This window comes from Chryseobacterium sp. 7, from assembly GCF_003663845.1.
GTDB lineage: Bacteria > Bacteroidota > Bacteroidia > Flavobacteriales > Weeksellaceae > Chryseobacterium.
The window spans coordinates 4,313,618-4,337,659 of record NZ_RCCA01000001.1 but is presented as its reverse complement, the minus strand read 5'-3'; the positions used below and the strand labels follow the sequence as shown (position 1 = coordinate 4,337,659).

Here is a 24,042-nt window from a genome sequence, read left to right as displayed (position 1 = left end):
ATGAAGACGGCTAAGAAAATCATATTCTGGATATTGGTGGGTTTTGCCCTCATTCAGTTTTTTCCTATTGACAGAACCAATCAGCCCGTAGATGCTGCGAAGAATTTTGTCAGTGCTAAGAAAACCCCTGAAAAGATTGCAAATCTGCTTAAAAATGCATGCTATGACTGTCATTCCAATGAAACAGTCTATCCAAAGTATGCCTATATTGCCCCTGTTTCCTGGTCTGTAAAAAGCCACATAAATGAAGGTAGGGAGCATATCAATTTTTCTATCTGGGAGACTTATAATAAGGATCTGAAGCAAAATATGCTTTCGAAATCTATTCAGACGATTCAAAGTAAAGCGATGCCAATGCCGGGCTATATTGTTTATCATAAAGAAGCCAATCTTTCAGAAGCGGAAAGAGCATTGCTGATTCAGTATTTTGAAGAAATGCTGAAGACAAAAACCTATTAGTTTCTATAATAAAAAAACTCCCGCAGATTTTATAAACTAAGCAGATTGTTAAAAACAGTTGTCTGCCGATTTATAAAATCTGCGGGAGAATATATATTACAAAAATTATTTCTTTAAATAACTCTCGAAAAATATCTTCTGAGAATCAAAAGCAATATCTTCTAAGTTTAACTCCTGCAAAGGAATCCAGATAGCTTCTGAGATCTCTGAGATCTCAAGATTTACCTCAAACTTTTTCGAAACATTATATTCATAAAAGAGATCAATCGTATTGTAATCAATTTCTTTGTATTGATAGATGTTGGGAAGGCTGGTAAGGTATTTCAGGTTAGAAATATTGATATCAAGCTGAAGTTCTTCAAAAAGTTCTCTTTTACAGGTTTCTTCTGCACTTTCTTTAGGGTCGACAAATCCTCCGGCAAGATCCAGTTTTCCTTTTTTAGGATCTCTGTTTCTTCGGGTAAGATAAATTTCGTCACCACATCTGATGACAACCGCTACAGCGCCTGCCACATTATTATACAGGGTAAAACCACATTCAGGACAGCTCCATTTTTTTTCGCCATCCCAGTGTAAGGACTCTTTGCCGCAGCTTGGGCAATATTTCAATAGTTTCATTGAGCAATATTAATATTTCTCGGGTGATAACTCAAAATAACATCCCTTAATTCTTCAGTTTTCAGATGCGTATAGATTTCCGTTGTGGTAATACTGGAATGTCCCAGCATTTCCTGAATATAACGCAAATCTGCCCCATTTTGCAGCAAATGTGTTGCAAAAGAATGTCTGAATGTGTGTGGAGATATTTTTTTGTTAACCCCTGCTTTATCTGTAAGTTCTTTAATAATAAGAAATACGATTACTCTGGACATCGATGTCCCACGGCTGTTCAAAAACAGAGTATCTTCATATTTCTTGTTGATCTTACCTTTAGAGCGTACCTCTTTGATATAACTTTCAAGCATATCTGCAGTATAATCGGCTAAAGGGACAAAACGGGTTTTGTTTCCTTTTCCGTGTACCTTGATGTATTGCTCTTTAAAGTTGATATTGGAGATCTTCAGATCAATCAGTTCAGAAACACGAAGTCCACAACCATAAAGTACCTCTATGATGCAGTGGTTTCTTTTTCCGAGATCCGTATTGACCTCAATAGCAGCAATAATTTTGTTGATATCAGGCAGGCTAAGGGTATCAGGTAGGTATAATCCCAGTTTAGGGCCTTCAAGTAACGCCGCAGGATTGTCTTCACGATATTCGTCCTCCAATAGAAATTTGAAGAAAGCTTTAATGGAAGATATCCATCTTGCTTGTGATCTCTCACTGAATTTCTGTTTGGAAAGATTGAAAATGTATTCCTGCAGGTTTTCGTAACCGATAGATTCTGGACCGACGTTTGCCAGATCTTCTTCTGCGTAATCTTTTAACTTCTTAATGTCTCGAACGTAAGCGTCGAGCGTGTTTTCTGAAAAATTTCTTTCGAAGCGAAGAAATATTTCAAAATCTTTGATCTTTTCATCCCAAGTCATTTGTGCTTATTTTTTTAGTTCACAGTCCGATATTTGTTCTATTTCAATGTTATGGTTTCTCAGGAACGATATTCCATCGTCATCCGAATACTCATTAATGTACACCAGCCTCGCAATTCCTGCCTGCAAAATCAGCTTGCTGCATTCTTTGCAGGGAGACAGCGTTAAATATAACGTTGCACCCTTTGCAGATTGAGTAGAAGCGGCCAGCTTTAATATAGCGTTGGCTTCTGCATGCAATACGTACCAGTGTGTTTTTCCCTCTCCATCTTCACAGCAGTTTTCGAATCCCGAAGGAGTCCCGTTGTAACCATCTGAAATAATCATCCTATCTTTTACGATAAGAGCTCCCACCTGTTTTCTCTTACAGTAGGAGAGTTTTGCCCATTCTTGAGCCATTTTTAGATAAGCTTTATCAAACTTATTCATACCGCAGCATTGTTTTTTTCGAAATAATTTGGATTAAAATCTTTTAGAAAGATTTAGAAGTTAGGCTTTCTCTTCTCTAGAAACGCAGTAACTCCTTCTTTCTTATCTTCCATTTCAAAAAGTTCACCGAAATAATTGATTTCAGTTTCAAAACCTTTCTCCGTATCAGATAAATTCACGGCATTTATAGCCTTCGATATTGCCATTGGTGAGTTGTAGGCAATCGTATTTGCTAGTTCTTTCGTTTTGGTTAATAATTCTTCTATAGGATATACTTCATTTACCAGGCCAATCTCTTTTGCTTTTTGAGCAGGGATCATTTTGGCAGAGAAGATCATTTCGTTGGCAATACCTTTTCCTACGAGCTTTGGAAGCCTTTGAGTTCCTCCGTATCCCGGGATTAATCCAAGAGTTACTTCAGGAAGCCCTAATCTGGCGTTTTCCGATGCATATCTGATGTGGCATGCCATAGCAAGCTCTAAACCTCCTCCCAATGCAAAACCGTTTACGGCTGCAATGACAGGTTTAGACATGTTTTCTATTTTATTGAACAAAATATTTTGTCCGTTTCTTGCAAGTTCTTCAGCTTTTTCCTGTCCGAAATCACTGAATTCTTTAATATCAGCTCCCGCTACAAAAGATTTTTCTCCACTTCCGGTAAGGATAATTACCCTGCAGGAAAGGTCGGCATTAAGCTCATCTAGTGCGGTACTGATCTCCTGAATCGTTTTAGCATTTAAAGCATTTAAACTTTCAGGTCTATTTATGGTAATGATAGATAATTTATCTTCTTTTTTTAATAATATGTTCTCGTAACTCATTTTTCCACTTTAAAATATCATCCTTTGCAAATTATGAATTTTTTACAAAAAAAAGGAAAAAATATTATTTTTTTTTCCTTTTTTTTAATTTATTGTTCAATATGATTATTTGGAATGATTCATCATATTTGCATCAATATTTACATTTAGCTGAGAAGCTACTTTCATGCCAAGCTCAATATTAGCTCTGAAAAAGTGACACAGCTGTCTGTTGATAATCTCATCTTTCTTCGGCCCGCTGATGCCTTTCATGCTGCCTATAATATTTTTGATCAGGTGATCCCGGTCTTCTGCATTCATTGCTTTTGAATATAAAAGTCCTGGCTGAGTGTAGTGATCACTGTCATTATCATTTCTATTATAGCTTGCTACATGAGCACTGTCTAATTCATACTCAAAACTTTTATAATCAGAATCTACTTTAATTTCATCAAAGCTGTTCGGATGATAATTCGGCTTGTCCTGATAATAACTTGAATCTGCCATGAAGCCGTCTCTTTGATAATTGTTAACTTCAAAAGGGCATCTGTTCACTTCCAGCTGATGAGAGTTTACTCCCACTCTGTAGCGGTGTGCATCAGGATAAGAGAAAAGTCTTCCCTGAAGCATCTTGTCTGGTGAGAAGCTGATTCCATTAATAAGATTGCTTGGTGAAAAAGTAGACTGTTCCACGTGAGCAAAATAATTAACAGGGACTTCGTTCAGTTCCATTTCTCCTACCTCAATCAAAGGATAATCATCATGAAACCATACTTTGGTTACATCAAAAGGATTCCATCTGAAATCTTTTGCCTGTTCCTCAGTCATTACCTGTATATATAAGGTCCATTTCGGGAAATCTCCGTTTTCGATAGCATTGCAAAGATCTTCCTGTGCAAAATCCGGATTTTCTCCAGCCATTTTTACTGCTTCTTCATCCGTAAAGTTTTTAACGCCCTGCTTTGTCTTGAAGTGGAATTTTACCCATACTCTTTCATTCTTATCGTTGATCATAGAAAAGGTATGAGATCCGAAACCATGCATGTGTCTGTAACCATGTGGGGTTCCTCTGTCTGACATTAATATAAGAACCTGATGAAGTGATTCCGGGTTTAAGCTCCAGAAATCCCACATCATGGTGGCGCTTTTTAAGTTTGTTTTCGGAACTCTTTTTTGAGTATGAATAAAATCCGGGAATTTTTTTGCATCCTTAATAAAGAATACCGGAGTATTATTTCCTACAAGATCCCAGTTCCCATCTTCAGTATAAAATTTTAAGGCAAAACCTCTTGGATCTCTCGCAGTATCTGCGCTTCCTTTTTCTCCACCTACCGTAGAGAATCTTGCAAACATTCTGCATGAATTTCCTACTTTTGAAAACAGTTTTGCTTTCGTGTACTGGCTGATGTCATGCGTTACGGTAAAAGTTCCGTACGCTCCGCTTCCTTTGGCATGCACAATTCTTTCAGGAATTCTTTCCCTAACGAAATGCGCAAGATTTTCCTGAAGAATAAAGTCTTGCAGCAATACCGGGCCTCTTGGTCCTACCGTCTGTGAATCCTGATGTTCAAAATAAGGTGCGCCGCTACTTAACGTTAATTTTTTAGAATCCATATCTATTATGATTTGTATAAATGTTTTTGTTTTTCTAAATCCAAGTGTAAAGGTAATGAATATCAAATTTACTTGAATTTTTAATTGCTAATAGCAAAAACGTTATATCTTTGTAATAGATAATATTAATCAAATGAACATTCAGCAACTGGAGTATCTTATCGCTGTAGATAAGTATAAACATTTTGGTAAAGCCGCTCAGGCGTGTTTTATTACCCAACCTACGTTAAGTGCCATGATACAGAAATTTGAGGATGAACTGGATGTGAAGGTGTTTGACAGGACTACCCACCCGATTCGTACTACGGATGTAGGGCTTCAGATTATAGATCAGGCTAAAGTCATTATAGAGTCTGTGAATGAACTGAAAAATAAAGCCAACCTTTTGAATAATATTTTAGGAGGTACCATTAATCTTGGAATTATTCCTACTGTTTCTTCTTTCATCCTGCCAACTGAAATTTTCAAATTCCTTGAAGAAAATCCGAAAATCCAGATGAATGTAAAAGAAATGACCACTGATAATATTATCAAAGCTTTAAAGGCCGGAGAACTGGATGCTGGAATTATCTCTACTCCTTATGATACGGCTGACGAGTTTTATCAGGATTTTTTATTCAATGAAGAATTGATGATTTACAGTTCCAATACAGAAGCCAATAAAAAGAATTCTTATATCATTCCGGAAGATCTGAATGTAGAAAAGGTATGGCTGCTGGAAGAAGGAAACTGTCTGAGAAATCAGTTTGAAAATATCTGCCACCTGAAAGAAAATACGTTGAAGCCTAAAAACTTAGACTTCTTAGCTTCCAATATTCAGACTTTAGTTCATATGGTGGATAAAGTAGGGGGGATCAGTATTTTGCCTGAGCTTGCATTGAGCCAGCTTTCTGAAGAGCAGAAGAAAAATGTTTTCAGATTCAAAAAACCTTTCCCTTATCGGGAAATTAGTATTATTTATTATAAACCTACATTTAAACAAAAAATTATTGATGAATTGTCACATTCTATCAAAACTTCTTTAGAACTTAAGCTGAATTATCACGAAAGTCCGAAGGAATTTGTAAGCATTAAGCCTCAGTAATGAAAATGCTTTAAAGTGATAGAAATCATCAATTTAAATAAAGTTATAATTAATAAACAAAATTTTTGAGTATTACGAAAATAGTACTTAAATTTGCTAACGTTTATTACGAGGAAAAATTTGACCTGATTGCAACCTCTATAAAAAAATGCTAAAACAGTATTCTTTTTTCTGGGCAATCCTATTCATATTTTTCACAAAAACTATTTTTAAATCTTTAAAAACAAAAGAATTATATGTCTTATTTATTTACATCTGAATCCGTTTCAGAAGGACATCCGGATAAAATTGCAGACCAAATTTCCGATGCATTAATCGACCACTTTTTAGCATACGATAAAAACTCAAAAGTAGCATGTGAAACTCTTGTAACTACCGGACAGGTGGTATTGGCAGGAGAAGTAAAATCTGATGCTTACCTGGATGTGCAGACCATTGCCAGAGAAGTAATCAACGGGATTGGCTATACAAAAGGAGAGTATATGTTCAATGGAGATTCTTGTGGAGTAATCTCTGCCATCCATGAGCAGTCACCTGATATCAACCAGGGAGTTGACAGAGCGGTAAATGATGAGTCATTTGAAGCCAAAGCTAATGCACAGGGAGCTGGAGACCAAGGGATGATGTTCGGATATGCTACCAATGAGACGGCTAACTATATGCCTCTTGCGCTAGACCTTGCCCACACAATTCTTAAAGAACTTTCCGCAATCAGAAGAGAGAATAAGGAAATTGCTTATCTTCGTCCAGATGCAAAAAGCCAGGTAACAATTGAGTATTCTGATGATCATAAGCCAATCAGAATTGATTCTATTGTAGTTTCTACTCAGCATGATGATTTCGGAAGCGAAGAAGAGATGTTAAATAAGATTCGTGAGGATATTAAGAATATTCTTGTACCAAGAGTTGTTGCACAACAAACGGAAGAAATCAAAGCTTTATTTAATGATCAGATCAAATATCATATCAATCCTACAGGGAAATTCGTCATCGGAGGACCTCACGGAGATACTGGTCTTACAGGTAGAAAAATCATTGTAGATACTTATGGTGGTAAAGGAGCTCACGGCGGAGGTGCTTTCTCTGGAAAAGATCCTTCTAAAGTGGACAGAAGTGCTGCGTATGCTACAAGACATATTGCTAAAAACTTAGTGGCTGCAGGAGTAGCGGATGAAGTTTTGGTACAGGTTTCTTACGCCATTGGAGTAGCAGAGCCTTGTGGTTTATATATCAACACTTACGGAACTGCAAAAGTAGATCTTCATGACGGAGATATCGCGAAAAAAGTTTCTGAGATTTTTGATTTAAGACCATATGCTATTGAGCAAAACTTAAAATTGAGAAACCCTATTTATCAGGAAACAGCTTCTTACGGACATATGGGTAAAGAGCACTATATAGCTGATAAAACCTTCAACAAAGGACATAAAAATGAGCTTACTTTAAAAGGGCTTGAGTTCTTTACGTGGGAAAAACTAGACAAAGTAGAAGAGATTAAAGCCGTTTTTGGAATTTAATTTTCTCTTTAAAGAATAATAAATGAACTGCTTTACCTCCGGATAAGGCAGTTTTTTTTAATTTTACACCTTAATAATATAGAAAGATGATGAATTTCCGAACTGTAGTTGCCGTCCTGTCTCTGTTTTTGCTAAGTACTTTGGTGAAAGCTCAATATACCATGCATAAAATGATCAGTGTGGGATATACCTACCAGAACCAAAGTTTTGGAGAACTAGGAGGTAAACTGCTTTTCCTTAAAAATGATGATGTGATTTACAGAGTGGGAGGATCTGCCTTGATGGGTGTTGCAGACTCCAAGTTTGCCATTATGCCGAAACTGCAGGCAGATGTTCTTCTTAATTTTGAAAAAAATGTAGATTTCTATCATTCTTATTACTTCTTAGCCGGATTGGAAGGAACCACCAAATATATTGCTCCTAAGATTGGGGTTACTTTATTTGGAATGCTGGATCTTACCGGAGGCTATGCTTTCCCTATCGGAGATGCCCGCCTGAACGGAAAAGAGATGAAAGGATTGAATATTAATTTTACATTAAATATCCCTACCGTGTTCATTCATGACATGTTTAAATGATTTTTTTTAGATTTTTCTCTATAAAATTTAATAATAGGTTAACAGTTATTAAAAAATTATTATATTTACATCATAATAATTGTACCTGCCTATAGAAGTGACTCTACTTTAGAACTGTTTTGTTTATACAGCAAAGGCCAGAAGAAATATCTGGAGGAATGCCTGTCTGCAAATATTTATATTGAGAAGAGTTATGAAATCAAAATCGGATAGTTTACTAATTTCCCTTTACCAGAAAGGAGACGAGGGCGCATTGTCTACCCTTATTCACCGACATCAGAGAGAACTTTTTACATTCATTTTTTACAAAATTAATGATGAAGATTTAGCCAATGATATTTTTCAGGATACATTCATGAAGATTATTGTAATGCTGAAAGAAGGACGCTATAACGAAGAAGGTAAATTTATTCTTTGGGCGAAAAGAATTTCCCATAATTTAATCATCGATCATTTCAGGTCAAAAGCCAAGAATATCAAAGTTTCGGAAACTACTTTTGAAACAGATGAATACTCTATTTTTGATTTGATCAGAGAACCTTCTGAAAACATTGAAGATCAGCTTGTAACGAATCAGATTCAGGAGGATCTGTTGAGAATGTTACAGTTTTTGCCATTGAACCAGCAGGAGGTCATCAAACTGAGATTTTTTGATGGTTTGAGTTTTAAAGAAATTGCAGATCATACAGATATGAGCATTAATACAACCTTAGGCAGAGTAAGATATGCACTCATCAACCTGAGAAAAATCATGGATGAAAACAATATAATCTTAACCAGATAAATAATATTTTGTAAAATTTCACGTTTTAAGGAAAACATACTTCGCTTATGAAAAAAAATGACTCCTTAAAAGTGAAAACTTTGAAACCTAAGAAACAAACAATTGATTTTTTGCTGAATTTTTCTAAAAGCCTTGAGATTGTGAAAAGCAAGAGCAAAAATTATCCTATTACAAAAAATTAAAATTATTAACTTTGTGCTGTATGAAAATGCAGCATGTTTTTTTTGACCTGGATAATACACTCTGGGATCATCGCAGAAATGCCTATCTTACCATCAAAGATCTTTTTGAAAAACAGGAAATTACTTCAAAGTATGCTATTGACTTTGAAGAATTTCATTCTGTATATCACGACATTAACGAAGAGTTGTGGGAAAAGATCAGAGACGGAATTATTGGCAAAGAGTACTTGAGAGAGCACCGTTTTTATGATTCATTTAAACATTTTGGAATCGATAATAAAGAGCTTGCCCTTTATTTTGAAGAAAATTTCCTTGATAATATTGTGAGCCATAACGAACTGGTAGAAGGCGCTGAAGATGTTTTGGAATATCTGAAAGCTAAGAATTATACCTTACACATTATTTCCAACGGATTTCAGGAGGTCACAGAAAGGAAGTGTACGCTGTCCGGAATTGCACCTTATTTTAAAACAATTACCAGTGCGGACGCAGTGGGAGTGAGAAAACCTAATCCAAGGATTTTTGAATACTCGTTGGGGCTTTCTGAAGCCAAAAAAGAAGAAAGTATCCTGATTGGAGACGATTGGATTGCAGATGCTATGGGAGCTGCAGACTTTGGAATGGATGCCATCTTCTTTGATGTTTATAAAGAAGATAAGCAAAGGGAAGGCTTAAAAGCTATTACCCATTTACAGCAGATCAAAGAATATCTATAAATAAGATCAAAAATCTAATAAAGAGCCGCTAAGTTCAACTTGGCGGCTTTTTATTTTCAGGACTAATCATGCATTTTGAAAAATCGACACAAACATCTGTGGTCATCTGTGTCAATCTGTGGTTAAATTAAATTTCCTCTTGCTTATTTTCCATCAAAATCATTTTTCCTAATTCTTTCCCAAATTGATTAAGAATTTTGCTTCATAATAATAACAGAAAAATGTAATAGTATGAAAAATGTAAAGAAAATCACCGGAGTATTAATGATTGTGTTTTTATTGATGGGAGGATATATTTCTGCTCAGGATAGAGCAATTAATGCGAATCAGCTGCCGAAAACGGCCAAAGTTTTTCTTTCTGCCCATTTTAAAGGAATACCGGTAAGCTCAGCAATAGAAGATAGAGAAATCTACGGTGTAGACGAATACAAAGTATATCTTACTAATGGAATGAAAATGGAGTTTGACAGCAATGGAAACTGGAAGGAAGTAGACGGAAAGCATCAGAAAGTTCCCTATGGTTTTATCCCTGCATCCATCAGAAATTACAGCACTAAAAATTTCCCCAATACGTATATCACGAAAGTGGAAAAGAAAAGATGGTCTTACAAAGCAGAACTTTCTAACGGATTAGAACTTGAGTTCGACAGAAACGGGAATTTTAAAAAGATTGATGATTAATACTTCACTGAATACAAACACTAAATAGCAATAATATGGTCAACTGGAATTTAATAAACAGCAACGGAAGAAAGATTTCTTCTGCACAGATTAGAAAAAATATGGTTTCATTTCTGACAAGGAATCATCCTTGCAGCGTAATTGATTCCATCGAAAGAAAATATAATGCTTATAAAATTCAACTGATGAGTGGTTTATGTCTTGTTTTTGATGCAGACGGACGCTTTGTTAAGTAAGGAAGCTGGAGGTAGGAAGCTGGACGTAAATATGTTGATGCATATAGCTTCCTGCCTCTTTCTTCAATTCTTCCCGCTTATAATTTCATATATTTGATATACATTAATGAAGCAGCAGAACATATAGATCCAGAAATATGAAGATTTTAATAGTAGAAGATGAACCCGAACTGAAAGATACAGTACAGAAATTTCTGGAAGCAGAACATTTCATTGTAGAGTATGCAGAAAATTTCAGCAACGGGCTGGACAAAATTATTTCTTACGAATACGACTGTATTTTGCTCGATATTATGCTGCCGGACGGAAACGGAATAGATCTGCTGAAAGAGATCAAAAAAATGCACAAGAAAGATCCTGTGATTATCCTTTCTGCCAAAGATTCTGTAGATGATAAGGTGGCCGGCCTGGAAATAGGGGCTGATGATTATCTTGCTAAACCTTTTCATCTTGCTGAGCTGATGGCGAGGATCAAATCTGTGATCAGAAGAAAAAATCAGGATGGTGAAAATATCATCCGTTACAAAAATATAAGTATTGATCCGGAAAACAGAACGGTAAAAGTTGGGGATGAAGAGCTCGTGCTTAACCGTAAAGAATATGATCTTCTGTATTATTTTGTAATTCATCCGGGAAAAACGTTACAAAAGACAACATTGGCAGAAGCGATCTGGGGAGATTATATCGATCAGGCAGACAGTCTGGATTTTATTTATTCTCAGATTAAAAACCTTCGTAAAAAATTAAAAAACCTCAATGCAGAAGCTGATTTTCAAGCTGTATACGGAATAGGATATAAATTCATCTGATGAAAAGCTCATTAAAATACTACACCATAAAATACCTGATCATGATCCTGCTGCTGATTATAGCGGTGTGGGCAGGTCTCTTTTATGCCTACATCCTGGATGAAGTGCATGATAACGTAGATGATGGTTTGAGGGACAGAAAGATACAGATTATTAAGGCTGTTTATCTTAATCCTCAGCTTTTGAACAATAATGAGTTTGGATTTAACGAATTTAAAATCAATCCCATTAAAGCTGAAGAGTATCAAAACAAAAGCAGGCTTTACAACAAGATGTACTACATGGAGTATGATGATAAAGACCAGCCATACAGGGTTCTTGAGGCAGACTTTATTGATCAGTTCAAAAAGCAGCAGAGACTTGTCATAAGAACTTCTACCGTAGAAGAAGATGAGCTGATCTACGATCTTACAACTGCTTTAATTGTGCTTTATATCCTTTTGGTGATAAGTATTGTAGCTGTCAATGGATATCTTTTGAATAAGGCAATGCGGCCTTTTTACCGGATTTTGGATAAGCTTAAAAAATATCAGTTCGGAATTCCGTTTTCTCAGGAAAAGCAAACGTATAAAATCACTGAGTTTGAAGAATTGAATGTGGAAATCAATGAAATGATTGAGCGTAATGAACTTGTTTTCTACCAGCAGAAACAGTTTATTGAAAATGCATCCCATGAGCTTCAGACTCCTTTGGCGATCGTCATTAATAAGATTGATCTCATGATTCAGAATGATGATCTTGATAAAAAGAACCTGACTTTTCTTACTGAAGTAAAGAATGACCTGAGAAGAATGGTAGGCTTAAATAAATCTTTATTAATGCTTTCTAAAATTGAGAACAGCCAGTTTAATAAAACATCAGATGTCAATTTTAACGGGATGATCACTCAATTGGTTCAGAATTATGAAGATTTCATTTCTTTTAAAAAAGTAGAGGTCAATATGATTGAGAAAGGACAGTTTATAGCAGATTTTAATCAGGATCTGGCAGATATTCTCTTGTCTAATCTTCTTAAAAATGCAGTTAAATATAACCATCAGGAAGGGAGTTTAAATATCATTGTTGAAAATAACCGGATAACTTTCCAAAACAGCGGAGCATCTGTACCTTTGGATAAAACCAGAATTTTCAACCGTTTCTATAAACAGGGATCAGACCATACATCCACCGGATTGGGGTTGTCCATCATTAAAACTATTATCAAACAATACCCCGGTTGGGATATCAATTACGAATACGGAGATCAGATGCATTATTTTATCCTGACAAAGAATAACGTCAGTTAAAAAAATACTTTATAAAAATGAAAAAAGCCTTTCAAACGAAAGGCTTTCTTATGTTTAAAACTCAGCATTAAAATCCTAAGCTTGTTCTTACTCTTTTAAGAGTTTCCAGCGCAATAGGTCTGGTTTTCTCAGCACCCTGCTGAAGTTTTGCTTCAAGCTCATCAAGATTGTTCATGTAATAAGCAAACGTTTCTCTTTCCTTTTCAAAACGTACCAGGATAAGATCAAGCAATTCTTTCTTAGCGTGTCCGTAACCGAAGTTTCCAGCAAGATACTTAGCTCTTAATTCCTCAGTCTGTTCAGGTGTAGCAACAAGCTGATAAATCTGGAATGTTTTATCGGTTTCAGGATCTTTAGGTTCTTCTAAAGATTTCGAATCTGATTCAATACTCATTACCTGTTTTTTCAGTTCCTTTTCAGGTAAGAAAATATTGATGATATTTCCTCTTGATTTTGACATTTTCTGGCCGTCTGTTCCAGGGACATACTTTGTGTCTTCCTGAAGTTCAGATTGTGGCAATACAAGAATTTCACCCATCTGGTTGTTGAACCTTGAAGCTACATCTCTTGCAAATTCCAGGTGCTGAAGCTGATCCTTTCCTACAGGTACAATTTCAGCATCATACAGTAAAATATCAGCTGCCATCAAAATAGGGTAAGTAAACAGTCCAGCATTCACATCCTGCAGCCTGTCTGCCTTATCCTTAAATGAATGAGCCAGTGTTAATCTTTGATAAGGAAAAAAACATGATAAATGCCAAGAAAGTTCACAGGTTTCAGCGATATCACTTTGTCTGTAGAAATATGTTTTTTCAGTATCTAATCCACAAGCAAGCCAAGCCGCAGCAATCTCGTAGGTATTTTGTCTTAAAGTCTGCGCATCTTTAATCTGCGTAAGCGTATGAAGATTCGCAATAAATAAAAATGATTCATTTCCTTCCTGCTTGGATAGTTCAATAGCAGGAATAATAGCCCCCAATAGGTTTCCAAGATGGGGTGTTCCGGTGGCTTGAATGCCGGTAAGAATTCTTGACATTTGTTTAAAATTTATATTTAAAAATTAATGAATAGCAAATTTACGAGGTTTGCGGAGAAAAACGAAAGATAAAAGATAAAAGATAAAAGATAAAAGATGTTGTCATTTAAAATTCAACAGGGGATGGCCTTTAGCTCAGCTACTTTAAATGAACAACCCGTCCATTGGCTTCAACCAAAACCTATCAATCCAAAATAATCAATCTATCTTTCCTCAATCATCTGTGGTAATCTGTGGTTAAAAAACTAAGGAATTACAATCTTTTCTCCTCCAAATTTCGGTTCTACACCAAAAAGAAGATCCCAATAGGCCTTGGCTTTTGCTAGATACTCTCTCAGATTGGTTTTTAACCCTGCATATTTATTCACATCCGCTGCATTGTAGCCAAAGGCTTCCATTCCATTTTTTCTGGCTAGAAAAACAGCTCTTTCGTTGTGAAATTTCTGAGAGATGATGATCAGCTTTGTCTGACTGAAAATATCTTTTGCTCTTACCACAGAATCCAGCGTTCTGAATCCTGCGTGATCCATAATGATTTTATCCTGTGGAACTCCGTTCTGCATCAATGCCAGCTGCATGTCTTCAGGTTCGTTATAATCTTTGGTACTGTTGTCACCGCTTACAATGATATACTGTATTTTTCTGCTTTTAAACAAATCTGCAGCGGCTTTAATTCTGTTATAGAAATAAGCGTTAGGGCTGCCATCGCTCAGTACTTTTCCGGTTCCCAATAACAACCCTGTTTTTGCTTCCGGTACATCAGCAATATTATAGGAAACAAACGGTTCGCTGTCCTTTTTAATGCTGTAATTTGCCCAGGCAATAAAAATAATTCCTGCAACAAGAAGAAGCAGGAAAATTTTAAAAATATTTTTGATTATTTTTTTCATCTGAAATACATCTTTTAAAACTCCAGACCGTTCGGGAAGGCTTTTTTTCTGAATATTAATAAGAATGCCGCTCCTACAGTAATGGCAGAATCTGCAACGTTGAAAATATATTTGAAGAATTCAATATGTTTTCCGCCAATTAAAGGCCAGCTTTCAGGTACATGCCAGTCTACCAGCGGGAAATGAAGCATATCTACTACGCATCCTTTCATAAAGGTAGAATATCCGTGTCCGAAAGGTACAAGTTTGGAAATTCCTCCATAACCAATCCATCGGTCGATGCTTGGATCATATACCGTTCCGCTGTCGAAAATCATTCCGTAGAACATTCCATCAATTAGGTTTCCGATAGCTCCGGCGAAGATTACCGCCATTGGAATCAAAAGATAGTTAGATGCACCATCTTTCAGCCATTTTCTGAACATATAAACCATTCCTCCAATCAGGAAGATTCTCAGGATAACCAGGAAATATTTTCCTATAATTCCTCCGAAGTGAAATCCATAAGCCATCCCCGGGTTTTCCACAAAGGTTAGTTTAAAACCTGGTAATACTGTTACACTATCATCCAGATTAAAATGTGTTTTGATATAAATTTTTGAAGCCTGGTCAATTAACAATACCAAAAATGTTATGGCTAATATCTTTTTCATTACTGTCCTTTAGGTTTTGAAGGCTTTGCAGCCGGCTTTACATTTTTGTTGTCGCTTGCTTTCTTGACTACTTTCTGCCCGTTATACGAACTTTTAACATGGGCTTTTTCAAATTTAATTCCCATTTCTTTCAGTACGCTTTTCAGTGCACTCAGCTCCATTGCATTTTTTGGATGTACTATAATAGATTCCATTTCTTATATTTAATTTTTACAGTTTGGACAGCTCATCAAGCCTTTTTCTGTCTTTTTCGGACAGATCATTTACTCCGTTTTTGCCCATCTTACTCAAAAGTCTGTCAATCTCTTTCTCCCGGTCACGTTTATCAGAATTGAATTTATCATCAATGGTATAATTTTTCTGCTGATCAGGGAAGAATCTGTTTTTGATCCATTCTCTGTTAAAAAACAGCAGGATTAATGCGATGATAAATCCTAAAATTAGTAACTCGCTCATGGGTATACATTAAAAATTAGGTTTATAAAGTATCCTTGAATACGATATAAACCCAATATTATTTTTCAAACCTTACGGTTATTTTTGCATATTTTTCGCTTCGATGCTCAGCGTGGCGTGAGGAACGGCTAAAAGTCTTTCCTTAGGAATCAGTTTCCCTGTTACTCTGCACACACCATACGTTTTATTCTCGATTCTGATCAAAGCATTTTTAAGGTCACGCACGAATTTTTCCTGTCTTCCTGCCAAAATAGAGTTCTGCTCTTTGCTTAATGTTTCTGCTCCTTCTTCAAAAGCCTTGAAGGTAGGAGAGGTGTCATCTGTTCCGTTATTCTGGTCGTTGATGAAACTCTCTCTGATAAGCTGAAGATCTTTTTCTGCTTTTTCTATTTTTTCTTTAATGATCGCTTTAAATTCCTGTAAATCAGCATCGCTGTATCTTACTCTTTCGTCTGACATATTCTTTCTCTTTTTTAATAAAATTATGAAATGGAATTTGAAATATAATAACTACAGGTTAATTTTTTTCAACATTTATCTTAAAATTAACCTCATCTATTTCGATTTCGTTAAAATTTGAAAGTGAAGATACAATTTCTATTTTATTTGACAAGACTTCAGAAGAAATATATTCTTCATTTTTCTTAATCTCATTCAAGAAAGGAGAGCTTTCTTCTAATGTGATTGAAATTCTGTCTGTCAGTTCAAAGTCTTTATCTTTTCGCAGGTTTTGAATTCTGTTGATGAACTCTCTTGCGATACCTTCAGATTTTAATTCATCGGTTAACGTCAAATCTAATGCCACAGTTGTTTTTCCATCGGAAGTAACTGTCCATCCCGGGATATCTTTTGTAGAAATTTCCACATCATCAAGGGTAATTTCATATCCCTGAACATCCAGTTTTCCTTCTTTTTCAAGAGTTGAAATCTGTTCTGCAGCAAGATTGCTAATCTCAGCACCTACTATCTTCATATCTTTTCCTAGTTTAGGACCAAGCGCTTTGAAGTTCGGTTTTATCTGTTTTACAATTAAATGTGAAGCTTCTTCAGCATTGATTAACTGTAATTCTTTCACGTTTACTTCCTGTTTGATAAGGTCTGCAACAGCAAGAATCTGTTCTTCTGCTTTAGCATCCAATACAGGAACCAATACTTTTTGTAATGGCTGACGAACTTTTACATTTTCTTTTTTTCTTAAAGAGAAAACCATACTTGTAATGTTCTGAGCCAAGTGTGTTTTTTCAACCAGATCCTGATCAATTAAGCTTTCATCAGCTACCGGGAAGTCTGTAAGGTGTACAGATTCACAGTTTTCTTTACCTGTTACTTTATTTAAATCCTGATATAACTGATCCATAAAGAACGGAGCAATAGGAGCAGAAAGTTTTGCAACGGTCTCAAGACAAGTGTATAAAGTCTGGTAAGCAGAGATCTTATCGTCAGAATAATCTCCTTTCCAGAAACGTCTTCTGCACAATCTTACATACCAGTTGCTTAAGTTATCATTTACAAAGTTGCTGATTGCTCTTGCTACTCTTGTTGGTTCATAATCTTCATAGAAAGCTTTTACTTCCTTGATGAGAAGATTGAGCTCAGATAGGATCCATCTGTCAATTTCCGGACGATTCTCCACTTCTTTTTCCGAATAGTTGAAGCCGTCTACATTCGCATATAAAGCAAAGAATGAATAGGTATTATAAAGTGTTCCGAAGAACTTTCTTCTTACTTCGTCGATTCCTTCAATGTCAAACTTCAGGTTTTCCCATGGGTTGGCATTGGAGATCATGTACCAACGGGTAGCATCCGGCCCGTATACAGAAAGTGTTTCGAATGGATCTACTGCGTTTCCTAAACGTTTTGACATTTTTTGTCCGTTCTTATCCAGAACAAGACCATTACTCATTACATTTTTATAAGCAACAGAATCAAATACCGCAGTTCCGATGGCATGGAGTGTATAGAACCATCCACGCGTTTGGTCTACACCTTCTGCGATGAAATCAGCAGGGAATGCTTTATTATTGTCTATTAATTCTTTGTTTTCAAAAGGATAATGCAACTGCGCATAAGGCATAGAACCTGAATCGAACCAAACATCGATCAAGTCGCTTTCACGTCTCATTGCTTTTCCTGAATCAGAAACCAATACTACTTTGTCTACTACGTTTTTGTGAAGATCCACAAGCTCATAATTAGACTCAGCCATATTTCCGATGATGAAACCTTTGAAAGGGTTTTCAGTCATCAGTCCAGCTGCGATTGATTTTTCGATTTCGTTGTATAATTCTTCTACAGAACCGATGATCTTTTCTTCTTTCAAATCATCTGTTCTCCAGATTGGCAACGGAATACCCCAATATCTTGAACGGGAAAGGTTCCAGTCGTTCACATTTTCTAACCAATTGGCGAAACGTCCTTCTCCGGTAGCTTTTGGTTTCCAGTTGATTTCTTTGTTCAAATTAACAAGTCTGTCTTTTACGGCGGTCATTTTTACAAACCAGGAATCCAAAGGATAATACAATACCGGCTTATCTGTTCTCCAGCAATGTGGATAAGAGTGGACATATTTCTCTACTTTGAAGGCCTTGTTTTCTGTTTTCAACAGGATCGCAAGTTCTACATCCCATGACTTCTCAGGAGCAGTTCCCTCATCGTAGTATTCATTTTTGATATAAGTTCCGGAGAATACCTCTGGAACATTTTCTCCTTTGATGAATCTACCCTGTAAATCTACCAACGGTACAAGATTATCATTTTCATCTTTTACCAACATTGGAGGAATTTCTGGTTGAGCCATTTTAGCAACTCTCGCATCATCCGCACCAAAAGTAGGTGCTGTGTGAACGATACCAGTACCATCCTCAGTGGTTACGAAATCTCCTAAGATCACTCTGAATGCATTCTCAGGGTTGTCGTTTGGCGTAAACCAAGGAACTAATTGCTCATACCTTGTATCGACAAGTTTTTCTCCTGTAAATTCTTTTAATATTCTGAAAGGAATTACTTTGGTTTCCGGAGTATAGTTGGCAAAATCTTCATCTGTACCTTCTGTATATTTTTTACCGAAAACCTTAGGTAAAAGAACACTTGATAACACAACTGTTACAGGTTCAAATGTATATTGATTGAAAGTTTTCACCACAACATATTCAATATCTCTACCTACAGTAAGAGCCGTATTGGATGGAAGCGTCCATGGAGTCGTCGTCCATGCAAGGATATGTACATCTCCGTCCACATCATTGAATAATGCTGAAGAGTCTTTTTTACTTTAAACTGAGCTACAACGGTAGTATCTGAAACATCACGATAGGTTCCGGGCTGATTTAGCTCGTGAGAAGAAAGTCCTGTTCCTGCTTTCGGAGAGTAAGGCTGGATAGTATATCCTTTATACAGCAAGTCTTTGCTGTATAACTGCTTTAATAACCACCAAACGGTTTCCATATATTTTGACTTGTACGTGATGTACGGATCATCAAGGTCTACCCAATATCCGATTTTCTCGGTAAGGTTATTCCAAACATCAGTATAACGCATTACTGCTTCACGGCAAGCTTTGTTGTAGTCTTCAATAGAGATTTTTTTGCCAATATCTTCTTTAGTGATTCCTAATTCTTTTTCTACACCCAGTTCCACAGGAAGACCATGCGTATCCCAGCCTGCTTTACGGAAAACCTGTTTTCCGTTTTGCGTCTGGTAACGGCAGAAAATATCTTTCAATGCTCTTGCCATTACGTGGTGAATTCCAGGCATACCGTTTGCTGAAGGCGGACCTTCATAAAAAACAAACTCAGGATTTCCCTGACGAATCTCAACACTCTTATTGAAAGTTTTATTTTGTTTCCAAAATTCCGCTACATTCTCTGCTACGTCAATAAGGTTGAGGTTTTTGTATTCTTTAAATTGGCTCATTGTAAATATCTCAATATCGTTGATTAATTAAGTCTGCAAATTTACTAAAATTTGTCGGTTTATAATATATGTTTTATTTAGGTAATTTCTATTAAAAAGTTCAATTTCAGAAATATAAATGAAGAAAGTGAGAAAAAGTGAATGGTGAATAGGTGAATAGGTGAATTTTTCTGACTGTTTTGAGTATGAAACTGAAGCCGTATATCTATAAAAAAAGCCACCCGAAGGTGGCTGTAAATTATTCTAAGTCACTGAGCTTTGTTATATCTGGCCATCTGCCTGCTTCGTATTCCTGAATGTAGTAGTCAATGGATCTATTTGTCCCAAACACTATAATTTTACCAGTCTTATTTTCTACCAGGAACGGGGAGCAGCCTATTAGTTTGGCTTTTTCTATTCTGTCTTCTACAAACTTTTTCGAGTTAAAATAAAATATGATACCATACCCTTTTTGAATTGAACGTTCTTCGACAATAGTAAGTTCTATTTCCCATTTTTGACTTAATTTTTTATATAGTCTTTTGCGGTTTCTATTACTTCTTGTTCTGTTAGCATGTGGATTTTATGAATATTAATTTTGATTAGGATCCCAAACTTCATGAATGCTGGGTTTCCATGTACCATCTTCATATCCATTTAAATAATATTCTACATCATCAGAGGTTCCAAACTGAATGAATATACCCGTGTCATTTTTCACGAGAAATGGGCCATTGCCTGCTAAGCGATGTTTTGTAGAATCTTTGGCGACATAACCATAAACATTCCCATAACTTTTTTAGTTTCGCTAAAAACTATAAGCTCAATATTTATTTTCTGACCTATTTGATTGACATATTTATTAGCTATTTCTAGCATTTTGTTGTCTGTTAGCATATTAATTCAAATGGATAAAGTTTAATTTAAAAAAATTAAGAATATTTTCCTGCTTCGTATTCTTTAATATATTCCTCCATACTTCTATTTGTTCCAAATTCTATTATTTTTCCAGTGCTCTTTTCTACTAAAAAAGGGGCATTCCCTAAAAGTTTTTCTTCCCAATTTTTAGTTTCCCAATATTTTTTTGAGTGATATATAAAGTATATACCATAATTTTTTTTAATCATTAATTCCTGTGGAAGAATAAGAGGTTCACCAATTTTAGGTTCTAGAGTTGTTAAATAAGTATTAGCAATTTCTATTATTTCATTTTCTGATAACATAATGTATAATTTTTTTGCTATTAGGCTTATTTCACTTTTGCCTGACATAAATGATGTAATGTTTTATGCTCTTCAGTCATGGAAATAACCTTTATTTATCCAATAACAATAATCTAATTTACTAAAAATGCAAAAGCCACCCGAAGGTGGCTGTGAATTATTCTAAGTCACTAAGTCTTGTTATATCCGGCCATCTTCCTGCTTCGTATTCCTGAATGTAGTAGTCATCTGATCTATTTGTTCCAAATACTACAATTTTTCCTGTTTTATTTTCAACTAAAAAAGATGAGTTACCTATTAATGATGCTCCTTCATCTTTGGTCTCTATATATTCTTTAGAATTATAGGAGAATATTATTCCGTAATTTTTTTTGATTGAAAGCTCCTCTTGAATAGCTAACTCAATTCCACCTTTTTGTTCTTTCTTTTTTAAATAATCATTCGCAATTTTGATAATTTCTATTTCTGTTAGCATATGAATCTATATTTAATTTGTTTTTAAAAATTTAAATGTTACAAATTCACCTAATAAGTTTAGCTCATTAGACATGACTTGTCCTTCAATATATTTTAATCTATCTTTTTCTACCTTTGTTATGTTGATAACATGAGACTTTAATCCAGGGCCTCTTTCGCAGAGTAATATACCTCTAGTTCCTATAGGCATGATTTCTTCTTTAGTTCTCAATGTTCCGAGTTTGTATGTATCAAATCTACCATTATACAATTTTTCTAATTCCCGATATTGTTGGGCTTCTGAAAAAGTAGCTGTATTAATCTTTCCTGTTCTAAAAAATTCTTCAACTACTTTCACAACTTCCACACAATTATCATTTCCTATTTGTACAATTTCCTTCTCACCTTTTGCATTAATAATAATTTTGTGGTTAAAATAAATTCTTGCTTCATCAATAAAATCTATTGCATTTTCAGCTGTAATATTAGACTCTTGGAGTGCTTTTAATCCTGTCTCAAATTTTTCTACTGTTATAATTTTGTTAGAAATAGGAAGGTTTTCCGCCATTCCGGCAAGTCTGCCAAACTCTTCTTCAAGCTTAGCTAAATTTCCACCTGCTTTTCTATAGACATAATCTAAAAAAATATCCGTCCTTGCAGGAGATTCTCCTTTGAAAAGCAATTTTCCTTTATGAAGTACTCCTATTTCTTTCGCTGCATTCTCAATAAAAAACACTTTCAGCTTCTCAAAATCAGAAGAATGTGTGATAGCCTTTTCAACGCTGGCTTTTGAAAGAACATTTAATCCATTTTTAGAATAATTCCTTAAAGGAAACGAATATAATGTATTTTTGATTAACTTTTGTATGCTTTCCTGTTGACGCGGATATCTGGAAGTGTATAATACTTCTACGGTAGCATCCAGTGCTTTTTCTGCCTTAGGCAGCATGCTCGCCATGGCACTTGTTGTGCCCTGAACCATATAAATATTATCCCATAATTTTAAAAGATCTTGCCCTTTGGTAGTCATTTGAAGTTCATCTCTGAGCTGAGTCTCTATATAAAAATCTGAAAGGGCAACCCCAATATCGGCATAAGTTACATATAAAGGTAACCCCGATACTCCGGATTCTATAGTCGCAAGACTGGCTGATATCACCATAAGATCTGCAGCAACACGCAAACATCTCAATGCATCCTCTACTGCCTTTTTTTGTGCAATATGATAAAGAAATAATGCCGGAACTTCAGTATCTGTTTCAAGAGTTTGAATCTTGCCGGAAGAAAGTTTTGCTTTTTCATACACTTTGAGATGCAGCATGTCCAGAGGTCTGAATTCTCCGTTTTCAATCTCATTTTCAGCTTCAATTTCCTTTGTTTTTAGATTAAAGACTTTTACGGTATTGATTAAGGTGACAGTGTTATCAGGATCTCCTTCCATGAAATATCCTGTAAGCTCACAATGTCTTTCTATGATGTCAGAATCTCTGCTGACTCCCAATGCGAAAAGAGAACCTCTTTGCAAAGGCTGATGAGCGTCATCCATGGCGTGCTGAGCCTGCATGAAAGCCATTACATAAATTACAAAAAGCTCTTTGTTTTCAAACATCTGCCCATGGGCAACCTGATTGGTATCCGAAATAATACCTTTTCCTATATACACACTTTCCCCATCTAAAGAATGATAAATGTGAAGAATGAGCTTAGGATCATTTTTAATCTTTTTATAAACAAATTCTCCGGAAATAGCGGTAAGAATACGGATGGCATATCGGCTTTTATCTCTGAAGGGTTCTATTGCCACGGCCGCCGCTTTCCCTATTGAGTCTACATCGCGAAGCAATTGAGAATCAAAATTTAAGAACTGTAAAAAATGATCCCATAGCATTTCATCTGAAAGCTTCTTTGCTTTTCCTTTGTAATCTACTCCTGTTAGGGCGAAATTAGGAAGCTGATTATAGAAAAACATCAGATCATCAATTGTGGTAAGCCCGTTTCCTGCCTCCTCAAAATGAGCGATAAGGCCTACTTGCGCCATCTCTCGGTGATAAGGAAAAAGATAAGTGATCACATCCATATAATCTTCCACATCGCTGAGGTTAATTTTTATCGCATCAGGTGATTTCGAAGAATAGCTTATAGTGGTTTCTACTTCGTTTATTACGGTCTGGGTGGCTTCTCTGTTATATTCACGATAAGGAATATTGATGGTACAGCTAATGTTTCTTTCTCTGATTCCTATTTCTGTGTGATGGGTGTAGTTTTTAGGATCAATATAGCCTGGGCTTACATTGACCCATACTTTTTTATCAATACGTTCTAAAAAAGAGTTTTCAAACTGTTTCGGGTCTATTTTAGGCTCCTGTATGACTAATTTTTCAATCATCTTGGCCTTTACCCTTACGTTGTCAATTTTCGCAGGAGGGATTTCTTTCAGATTTACTTTTTCTAATTCTTGCGAATAATTGATAAAGTTTTTCCTTGCATCGAAAAGATAAGTGTTGAAATCTGTTGAAGAAGCCAATACTCTGAAAAGTTTTCCTTCATCCACCCAAAGGTTGGTGAAAAAAGGTTCTATGGAATTGGTAGCCACTTTTTCACCTTTCATATCTGCCCATATTTCCCGACTGATCTTATCAAAATCGTCCATCCTTTTTAAAGGGTCTTTAAAATTCATCTTTAAGTTTTTTCATTAATACTATTTTATGTTCTGGTTGTTGGTGTATCATTTCA

General features: G+C 35.7%; 25 protein-coding genes and 1 pseudogene. 10 read left to right on the top strand and 16 right to left on the bottom strand.

Annotated elements, in window-relative coordinates:
• Positions 1–459: a heme-binding domain-containing protein gene (locus tag CLU97_RS19900; protein ID WP_121489466.1), complete on the top strand. Its 459-nt coding sequence runs from the start codon at positions 1–3 to the stop codon at positions 457–459.
• A gap of 105 nt (positions 460–564) precedes the next feature.
• On the opposite strand, the gene CLU97_RS19895 is transcribed toward CLU97_RS19900, so the two are convergent.
• From CLU97_RS19895 to CLU97_RS19875, 5 genes are all read right to left on the bottom strand, one after another.
• Positions 565–1,077, bottom strand: coding sequence for an NUDIX hydrolase (locus CLU97_RS19895; protein ID WP_121489465.1), 513 nt, complete (start codon positions 1,075–1,077; stop codon positions 565–567).
• Complete coding sequence (gene xerD / locus CLU97_RS19890; RefSeq protein WP_105702361.1) at positions 1,074–1,988, bottom strand: site-specific tyrosine recombinase XerD; 915 nt, start codon at positions 1,986–1,988, stop codon at positions 1,074–1,076. Before xerD ends, CLU97_RS19895 begins: the two co-directional genes overlap by 4 nt.
• Before the next feature lie 6 nt (positions 1,989–1,994).
• Positions 1,995–2,417: a deoxycytidylate deaminase gene (locus tag CLU97_RS19885; RefSeq protein ID WP_076356921.1), complete on the bottom strand. Its 423-nt coding sequence runs from the start codon at positions 2,415–2,417 to the stop codon at positions 1,995–1,997.
• A 53-nt stretch (positions 2,418–2,470) separates the two neighbouring features.
• Positions 2,471–3,238 (bottom strand): enoyl-CoA hydratase/isomerase family protein, encoded by a 768-nt coding sequence (locus CLU97_RS19880; protein ID WP_121489464.1) that lies wholly within the window; start codon positions 3,236–3,238, stop codon positions 2,471–2,473.
• Positions 3,239–3,343: 105 nt separating this feature from the next.
• Positions 3,344–4,831, bottom strand: a complete 1,488-nt coding sequence (locus tag CLU97_RS19875; RefSeq protein ID WP_121489463.1) for a catalase — start codon at positions 4,829–4,831, stop codon at positions 3,344–3,346.
• A gap of 133 nt (positions 4,832–4,964) precedes the next feature.
• Here CLU97_RS19875 and CLU97_RS19870 point away from each other — a divergent pair, with 133 nt between their 5' ends.
• The 9 genes from CLU97_RS19870 (at position 4,965) to CLU97_RS19830 (ending at position 12,704) form a co-directional block, all read left to right on the top strand.
• Entirely contained in the window at positions 4,965–5,915 is a 951-nt protein-coding gene (locus tag CLU97_RS19870; protein WP_034692517.1) for a LysR substrate-binding domain-containing protein, read from the top strand.
• A 236-nt stretch (positions 5,916–6,151) separates the two neighbouring features.
• On the top strand, positions 6,152–7,432 hold the full coding sequence (metK, locus tag CLU97_RS19865) for a methionine adenosyltransferase (protein WP_121489462.1): 1,281 nt from the start codon (positions 6,152–6,154) through the stop codon (positions 7,430–7,432).
• Positions 7,433–7,518: 86 nt separating this feature from the next.
• Complete coding sequence (locus CLU97_RS19860) at positions 7,519–8,010, top strand: hypothetical protein (protein ID WP_121489461.1); 492 nt, start codon at positions 7,519–7,521, stop codon at positions 8,008–8,010.
• A gap of 193 nt (positions 8,011–8,203) precedes the next feature.
• Entirely contained in the window at positions 8,204–8,794 is a 591-nt protein-coding gene (locus CLU97_RS19855) for an RNA polymerase sigma factor (RefSeq protein WP_121489460.1), read from the top strand.
• Between the two features lie 202 nt (positions 8,795–8,996).
• Positions 8,997–9,692: a YjjG family noncanonical pyrimidine nucleotidase gene (locus tag CLU97_RS19850; RefSeq protein ID WP_121489459.1), complete on the top strand. Its 696-nt coding sequence runs from the start codon at positions 8,997–8,999 to the stop codon at positions 9,690–9,692.
• A 231-nt stretch (positions 9,693–9,923) separates the two neighbouring features.
• Positions 9,924–10,373, top strand: coding sequence for a PepSY-like domain-containing protein (locus CLU97_RS19845; RefSeq protein ID WP_121489458.1), 450 nt, complete (start codon positions 9,924–9,926; stop codon positions 10,371–10,373).
• 35 nt (positions 10,374–10,408) lie between these two features.
• Positions 10,409–10,609 carry a PepSY-like domain-containing protein gene (locus CLU97_RS19840; protein ID WP_121489457.1) on the top strand — a complete coding sequence of 67 codons (201 nt, stop codon included), beginning with the start codon at positions 10,409–10,411 and terminating at the stop codon, positions 10,607–10,609.
• Positions 10,610–10,746: 137 nt separating this feature from the next.
• On the top strand, positions 10,747–11,418 hold the full coding sequence (locus CLU97_RS19835) for a response regulator transcription factor (RefSeq protein WP_121489456.1): 672 nt from the start codon (positions 10,747–10,749) through the stop codon (positions 11,416–11,418).
• Positions 11,418–12,704 (top strand): sensor histidine kinase, encoded by a 1,287-nt coding sequence (locus CLU97_RS19830; protein WP_121489455.1) that lies wholly within the window; start codon positions 11,418–11,420, stop codon positions 12,702–12,704. The genes CLU97_RS19835 and CLU97_RS19830 overlap by 1 nt, the downstream gene beginning before the upstream one ends.
• A 67-nt stretch (positions 12,705–12,771) precedes the next feature.
• On the opposite strand, the gene trpS is transcribed toward CLU97_RS19830, so the two are convergent.
• The 11 genes and pseudogenes from trpS to CLU97_RS19780 all read right to left on the bottom strand — a co-directional run bounded on the left by trpS (position 12,772) and on the right by CLU97_RS19780 (position 23,986).
• The gene (gene trpS, locus CLU97_RS19825; RefSeq protein WP_121489454.1) at positions 12,772–13,740 is read right to left on the bottom strand and encodes a tryptophan--tRNA ligase; all 969 of its coding nucleotides are present in this window, start codon (positions 13,738–13,740) and stop codon (positions 12,772–12,774) included.
• Between the two features lie 245 nt (positions 13,741–13,985).
• On the bottom strand, positions 13,986–14,630 hold the full coding sequence (locus CLU97_RS19820; protein ID WP_121489453.1) for a vancomycin high temperature exclusion protein: 645 nt from the start codon (positions 14,628–14,630) through the stop codon (positions 13,986–13,988).
• A 14-nt stretch (positions 14,631–14,644) separates the two neighbouring features.
• Complete coding sequence (locus CLU97_RS19815) at positions 14,645–15,283, bottom strand: lipoprotein signal peptidase (protein ID WP_121489452.1); 639 nt, start codon at positions 15,281–15,283, stop codon at positions 14,645–14,647.
• A complete protein-coding gene (locus tag CLU97_RS19810; RefSeq protein WP_121489451.1) occupies positions 15,283–15,477 on the bottom strand; it encodes a DUF2683 family protein in 195 nt (64 codons plus the stop codon). The genes CLU97_RS19815 and CLU97_RS19810 overlap by 1 nt, the downstream gene beginning before the upstream one ends.
• A gap of 16 nt (positions 15,478–15,493) precedes the next feature.
• Positions 15,494–15,739 (bottom strand): DUF6576 domain-containing protein, encoded by a 246-nt coding sequence (locus CLU97_RS19805; RefSeq protein ID WP_121489450.1) that lies wholly within the window; start codon positions 15,737–15,739, stop codon positions 15,494–15,496.
• 78 nt (positions 15,740–15,817) lie between these two features.
• Positions 15,818–16,198, bottom strand: a complete 381-nt coding sequence (locus CLU97_RS19800) for a TraR/DksA family transcriptional regulator (protein ID WP_002983772.1) — start codon at positions 16,196–16,198, stop codon at positions 15,818–15,820.
• Between the two features lie 58 nt (positions 16,199–16,256).
• Positions 16,257–19,651 (bottom strand): annotated as a pseudogene (gene ileS / locus CLU97_RS19795) (isoleucine--tRNA ligase).
• 571 nt (positions 19,652–20,222) lie between these two features.
• Positions 20,223–20,351 (bottom strand): hypothetical protein, encoded by a 129-nt coding sequence (locus tag CLU97_RS24250; protein ID WP_262690602.1) that lies wholly within the window; start codon positions 20,349–20,351, stop codon positions 20,223–20,225.
• A gap of 211 nt (positions 20,352–20,562) precedes the next feature.
• Complete coding sequence (locus tag CLU97_RS19790; protein ID WP_121489449.1) at positions 20,563–20,901, bottom strand: YrhB domain-containing protein; 339 nt, start codon at positions 20,899–20,901, stop codon at positions 20,563–20,565.
• Between the two features lie 109 nt (positions 20,902–21,010).
• Complete coding sequence (locus CLU97_RS19785; RefSeq protein WP_121489448.1) at positions 21,011–21,328, bottom strand: YrhB domain-containing protein; 318 nt, start codon at positions 21,326–21,328, stop codon at positions 21,011–21,013.
• Positions 21,329–21,340: 12 nt separating this feature from the next.
• Positions 21,341–23,986, bottom strand: a complete 2,646-nt coding sequence (locus CLU97_RS19780) for a hypothetical protein (RefSeq protein ID WP_147436525.1) — start codon at positions 23,984–23,986, stop codon at positions 21,341–21,343.
• Positions 23,987–24,042: the final 56 nt, after the last annotated feature.

What these genes read in the sequence shown, in the direction of transcription:
- CLU97_RS19895 (WP_121489465.1), bottom strand. Translation starts at nt 1,077, where the DNA reads ATGAAACTATTGAAATATTGCCCAAGCTGCGGCAAAGAGTCCTTACAC.
- CLU97_RS19785 (WP_121489448.1), bottom strand. Translation starts at nt 21,328, where the DNA reads ATGCTAACAGAAATAGAAATTATCAAAATTGCGAATGATTATTTAAAA.
- CLU97_RS19790 (WP_121489449.1), bottom strand. Translation starts at nt 20,901, where the DNA reads ATGTCAGGCAAAAGTGAAATAAGCCTAATAGCAAAAAAATTATACATT.
- CLU97_RS19815 (WP_121489452.1), bottom strand. Translation starts at nt 15,283, where the DNA reads ATGAAAAAGATATTAGCCATAACATTTTTGGTATTGTTAATTGACCAG.
- trpS (WP_121489454.1), bottom strand. Translation starts at nt 13,740, where the DNA reads ATGTCAAGAATTCTTACCGGCATTCAAGCCACCGGAACACCCCATCTT.
- CLU97_RS19800 (WP_002983772.1), bottom strand. Translation starts at nt 16,198, where the DNA reads ATGTCAGACGAAAGAGTAAGATACAGCGATGCTGATTTACAGGAATTT.
- CLU97_RS19885 (WP_076356921.1), bottom strand. Translation starts at nt 2,417, where the DNA reads ATGAATAAGTTTGATAAAGCTTATCTAAAAATGGCTCAAGAATGGGCA.
- CLU97_RS19870 (WP_034692517.1), top strand. Translation starts at nt 4,965, where the DNA reads ATGAACATTCAGCAACTGGAGTATCTTATCGCTGTAGATAAGTATAAA.
- CLU97_RS19845 (WP_121489458.1), top strand. Translation starts at nt 9,924, where the DNA reads ATGAAAAATGTAAAGAAAATCACCGGAGTATTAATGATTGTGTTTTTA.
- CLU97_RS19830 (WP_121489455.1), top strand. Translation starts at nt 11,418, where the DNA reads ATGAAAAGCTCATTAAAATACTACACCATAAAATACCTGATCATGATC.
- metK (WP_121489462.1), top strand. Translation starts at nt 6,152, where the DNA reads ATGTCTTATTTATTTACATCTGAATCCGTTTCAGAAGGACATCCGGAT.
- CLU97_RS19860 (WP_121489461.1), top strand. Translation starts at nt 7,519, where the DNA reads ATGATGAATTTCCGAACTGTAGTTGCCGTCCTGTCTCTGTTTTTGCTA.
- CLU97_RS19875 (WP_121489463.1), bottom strand. Translation starts at nt 4,831, where the DNA reads ATGGATTCTAAAAAATTAACGTTAAGTAGCGGCGCACCTTATTTTGAA.
- CLU97_RS19820 (WP_121489453.1), bottom strand. Translation starts at nt 14,630, where the DNA reads ATGAAAAAAATAATCAAAAATATTTTTAAAATTTTCCTGCTTCTTCTT.
- xerD (WP_105702361.1), bottom strand. Translation starts at nt 1,988, where the DNA reads ATGACTTGGGATGAAAAGATCAAAGATTTTGAAATATTTCTTCGCTTC.
- CLU97_RS19780 (WP_147436525.1), bottom strand. Translation starts at nt 23,986, where the DNA reads ATGAATTTTAAAGACCCTTTAAAAAGGATGGACGATTTTGATAAGATC.
- CLU97_RS19835 (WP_121489456.1), top strand. Translation starts at nt 10,747, where the DNA reads ATGAAGATTTTAATAGTAGAAGATGAACCCGAACTGAAAGATACAGTA.
- CLU97_RS19840 (WP_121489457.1), top strand. Translation starts at nt 10,409, where the DNA reads ATGGTCAACTGGAATTTAATAAACAGCAACGGAAGAAAGATTTCTTCT.
- CLU97_RS19880 (WP_121489464.1), bottom strand. Translation starts at nt 3,238, where the DNA reads ATGAGTTACGAGAACATATTATTAAAAAAAGAAGATAAATTATCTATC.
- CLU97_RS19810 (WP_121489451.1), bottom strand. Translation starts at nt 15,477, where the DNA reads ATGGAATCTATTATAGTACATCCAAAAAATGCAATGGAGCTGAGTGCA.
- CLU97_RS19855 (WP_121489460.1), top strand. Translation starts at nt 8,204, where the DNA reads ATGAAATCAAAATCGGATAGTTTACTAATTTCCCTTTACCAGAAAGGA.
- CLU97_RS19805 (WP_121489450.1), bottom strand. Translation starts at nt 15,739, where the DNA reads ATGAGCGAGTTACTAATTTTAGGATTTATCATCGCATTAATCCTGCTG.
- CLU97_RS19900 (WP_121489466.1), top strand. Translation starts at nt 1, where the DNA reads ATGAAGACGGCTAAGAAAATCATATTCTGGATATTGGTGGGTTTTGCC.
- CLU97_RS19850 (WP_121489459.1), top strand. Translation starts at nt 8,997, where the DNA reads ATGAAAATGCAGCATGTTTTTTTTGACCTGGATAATACACTCTGGGAT.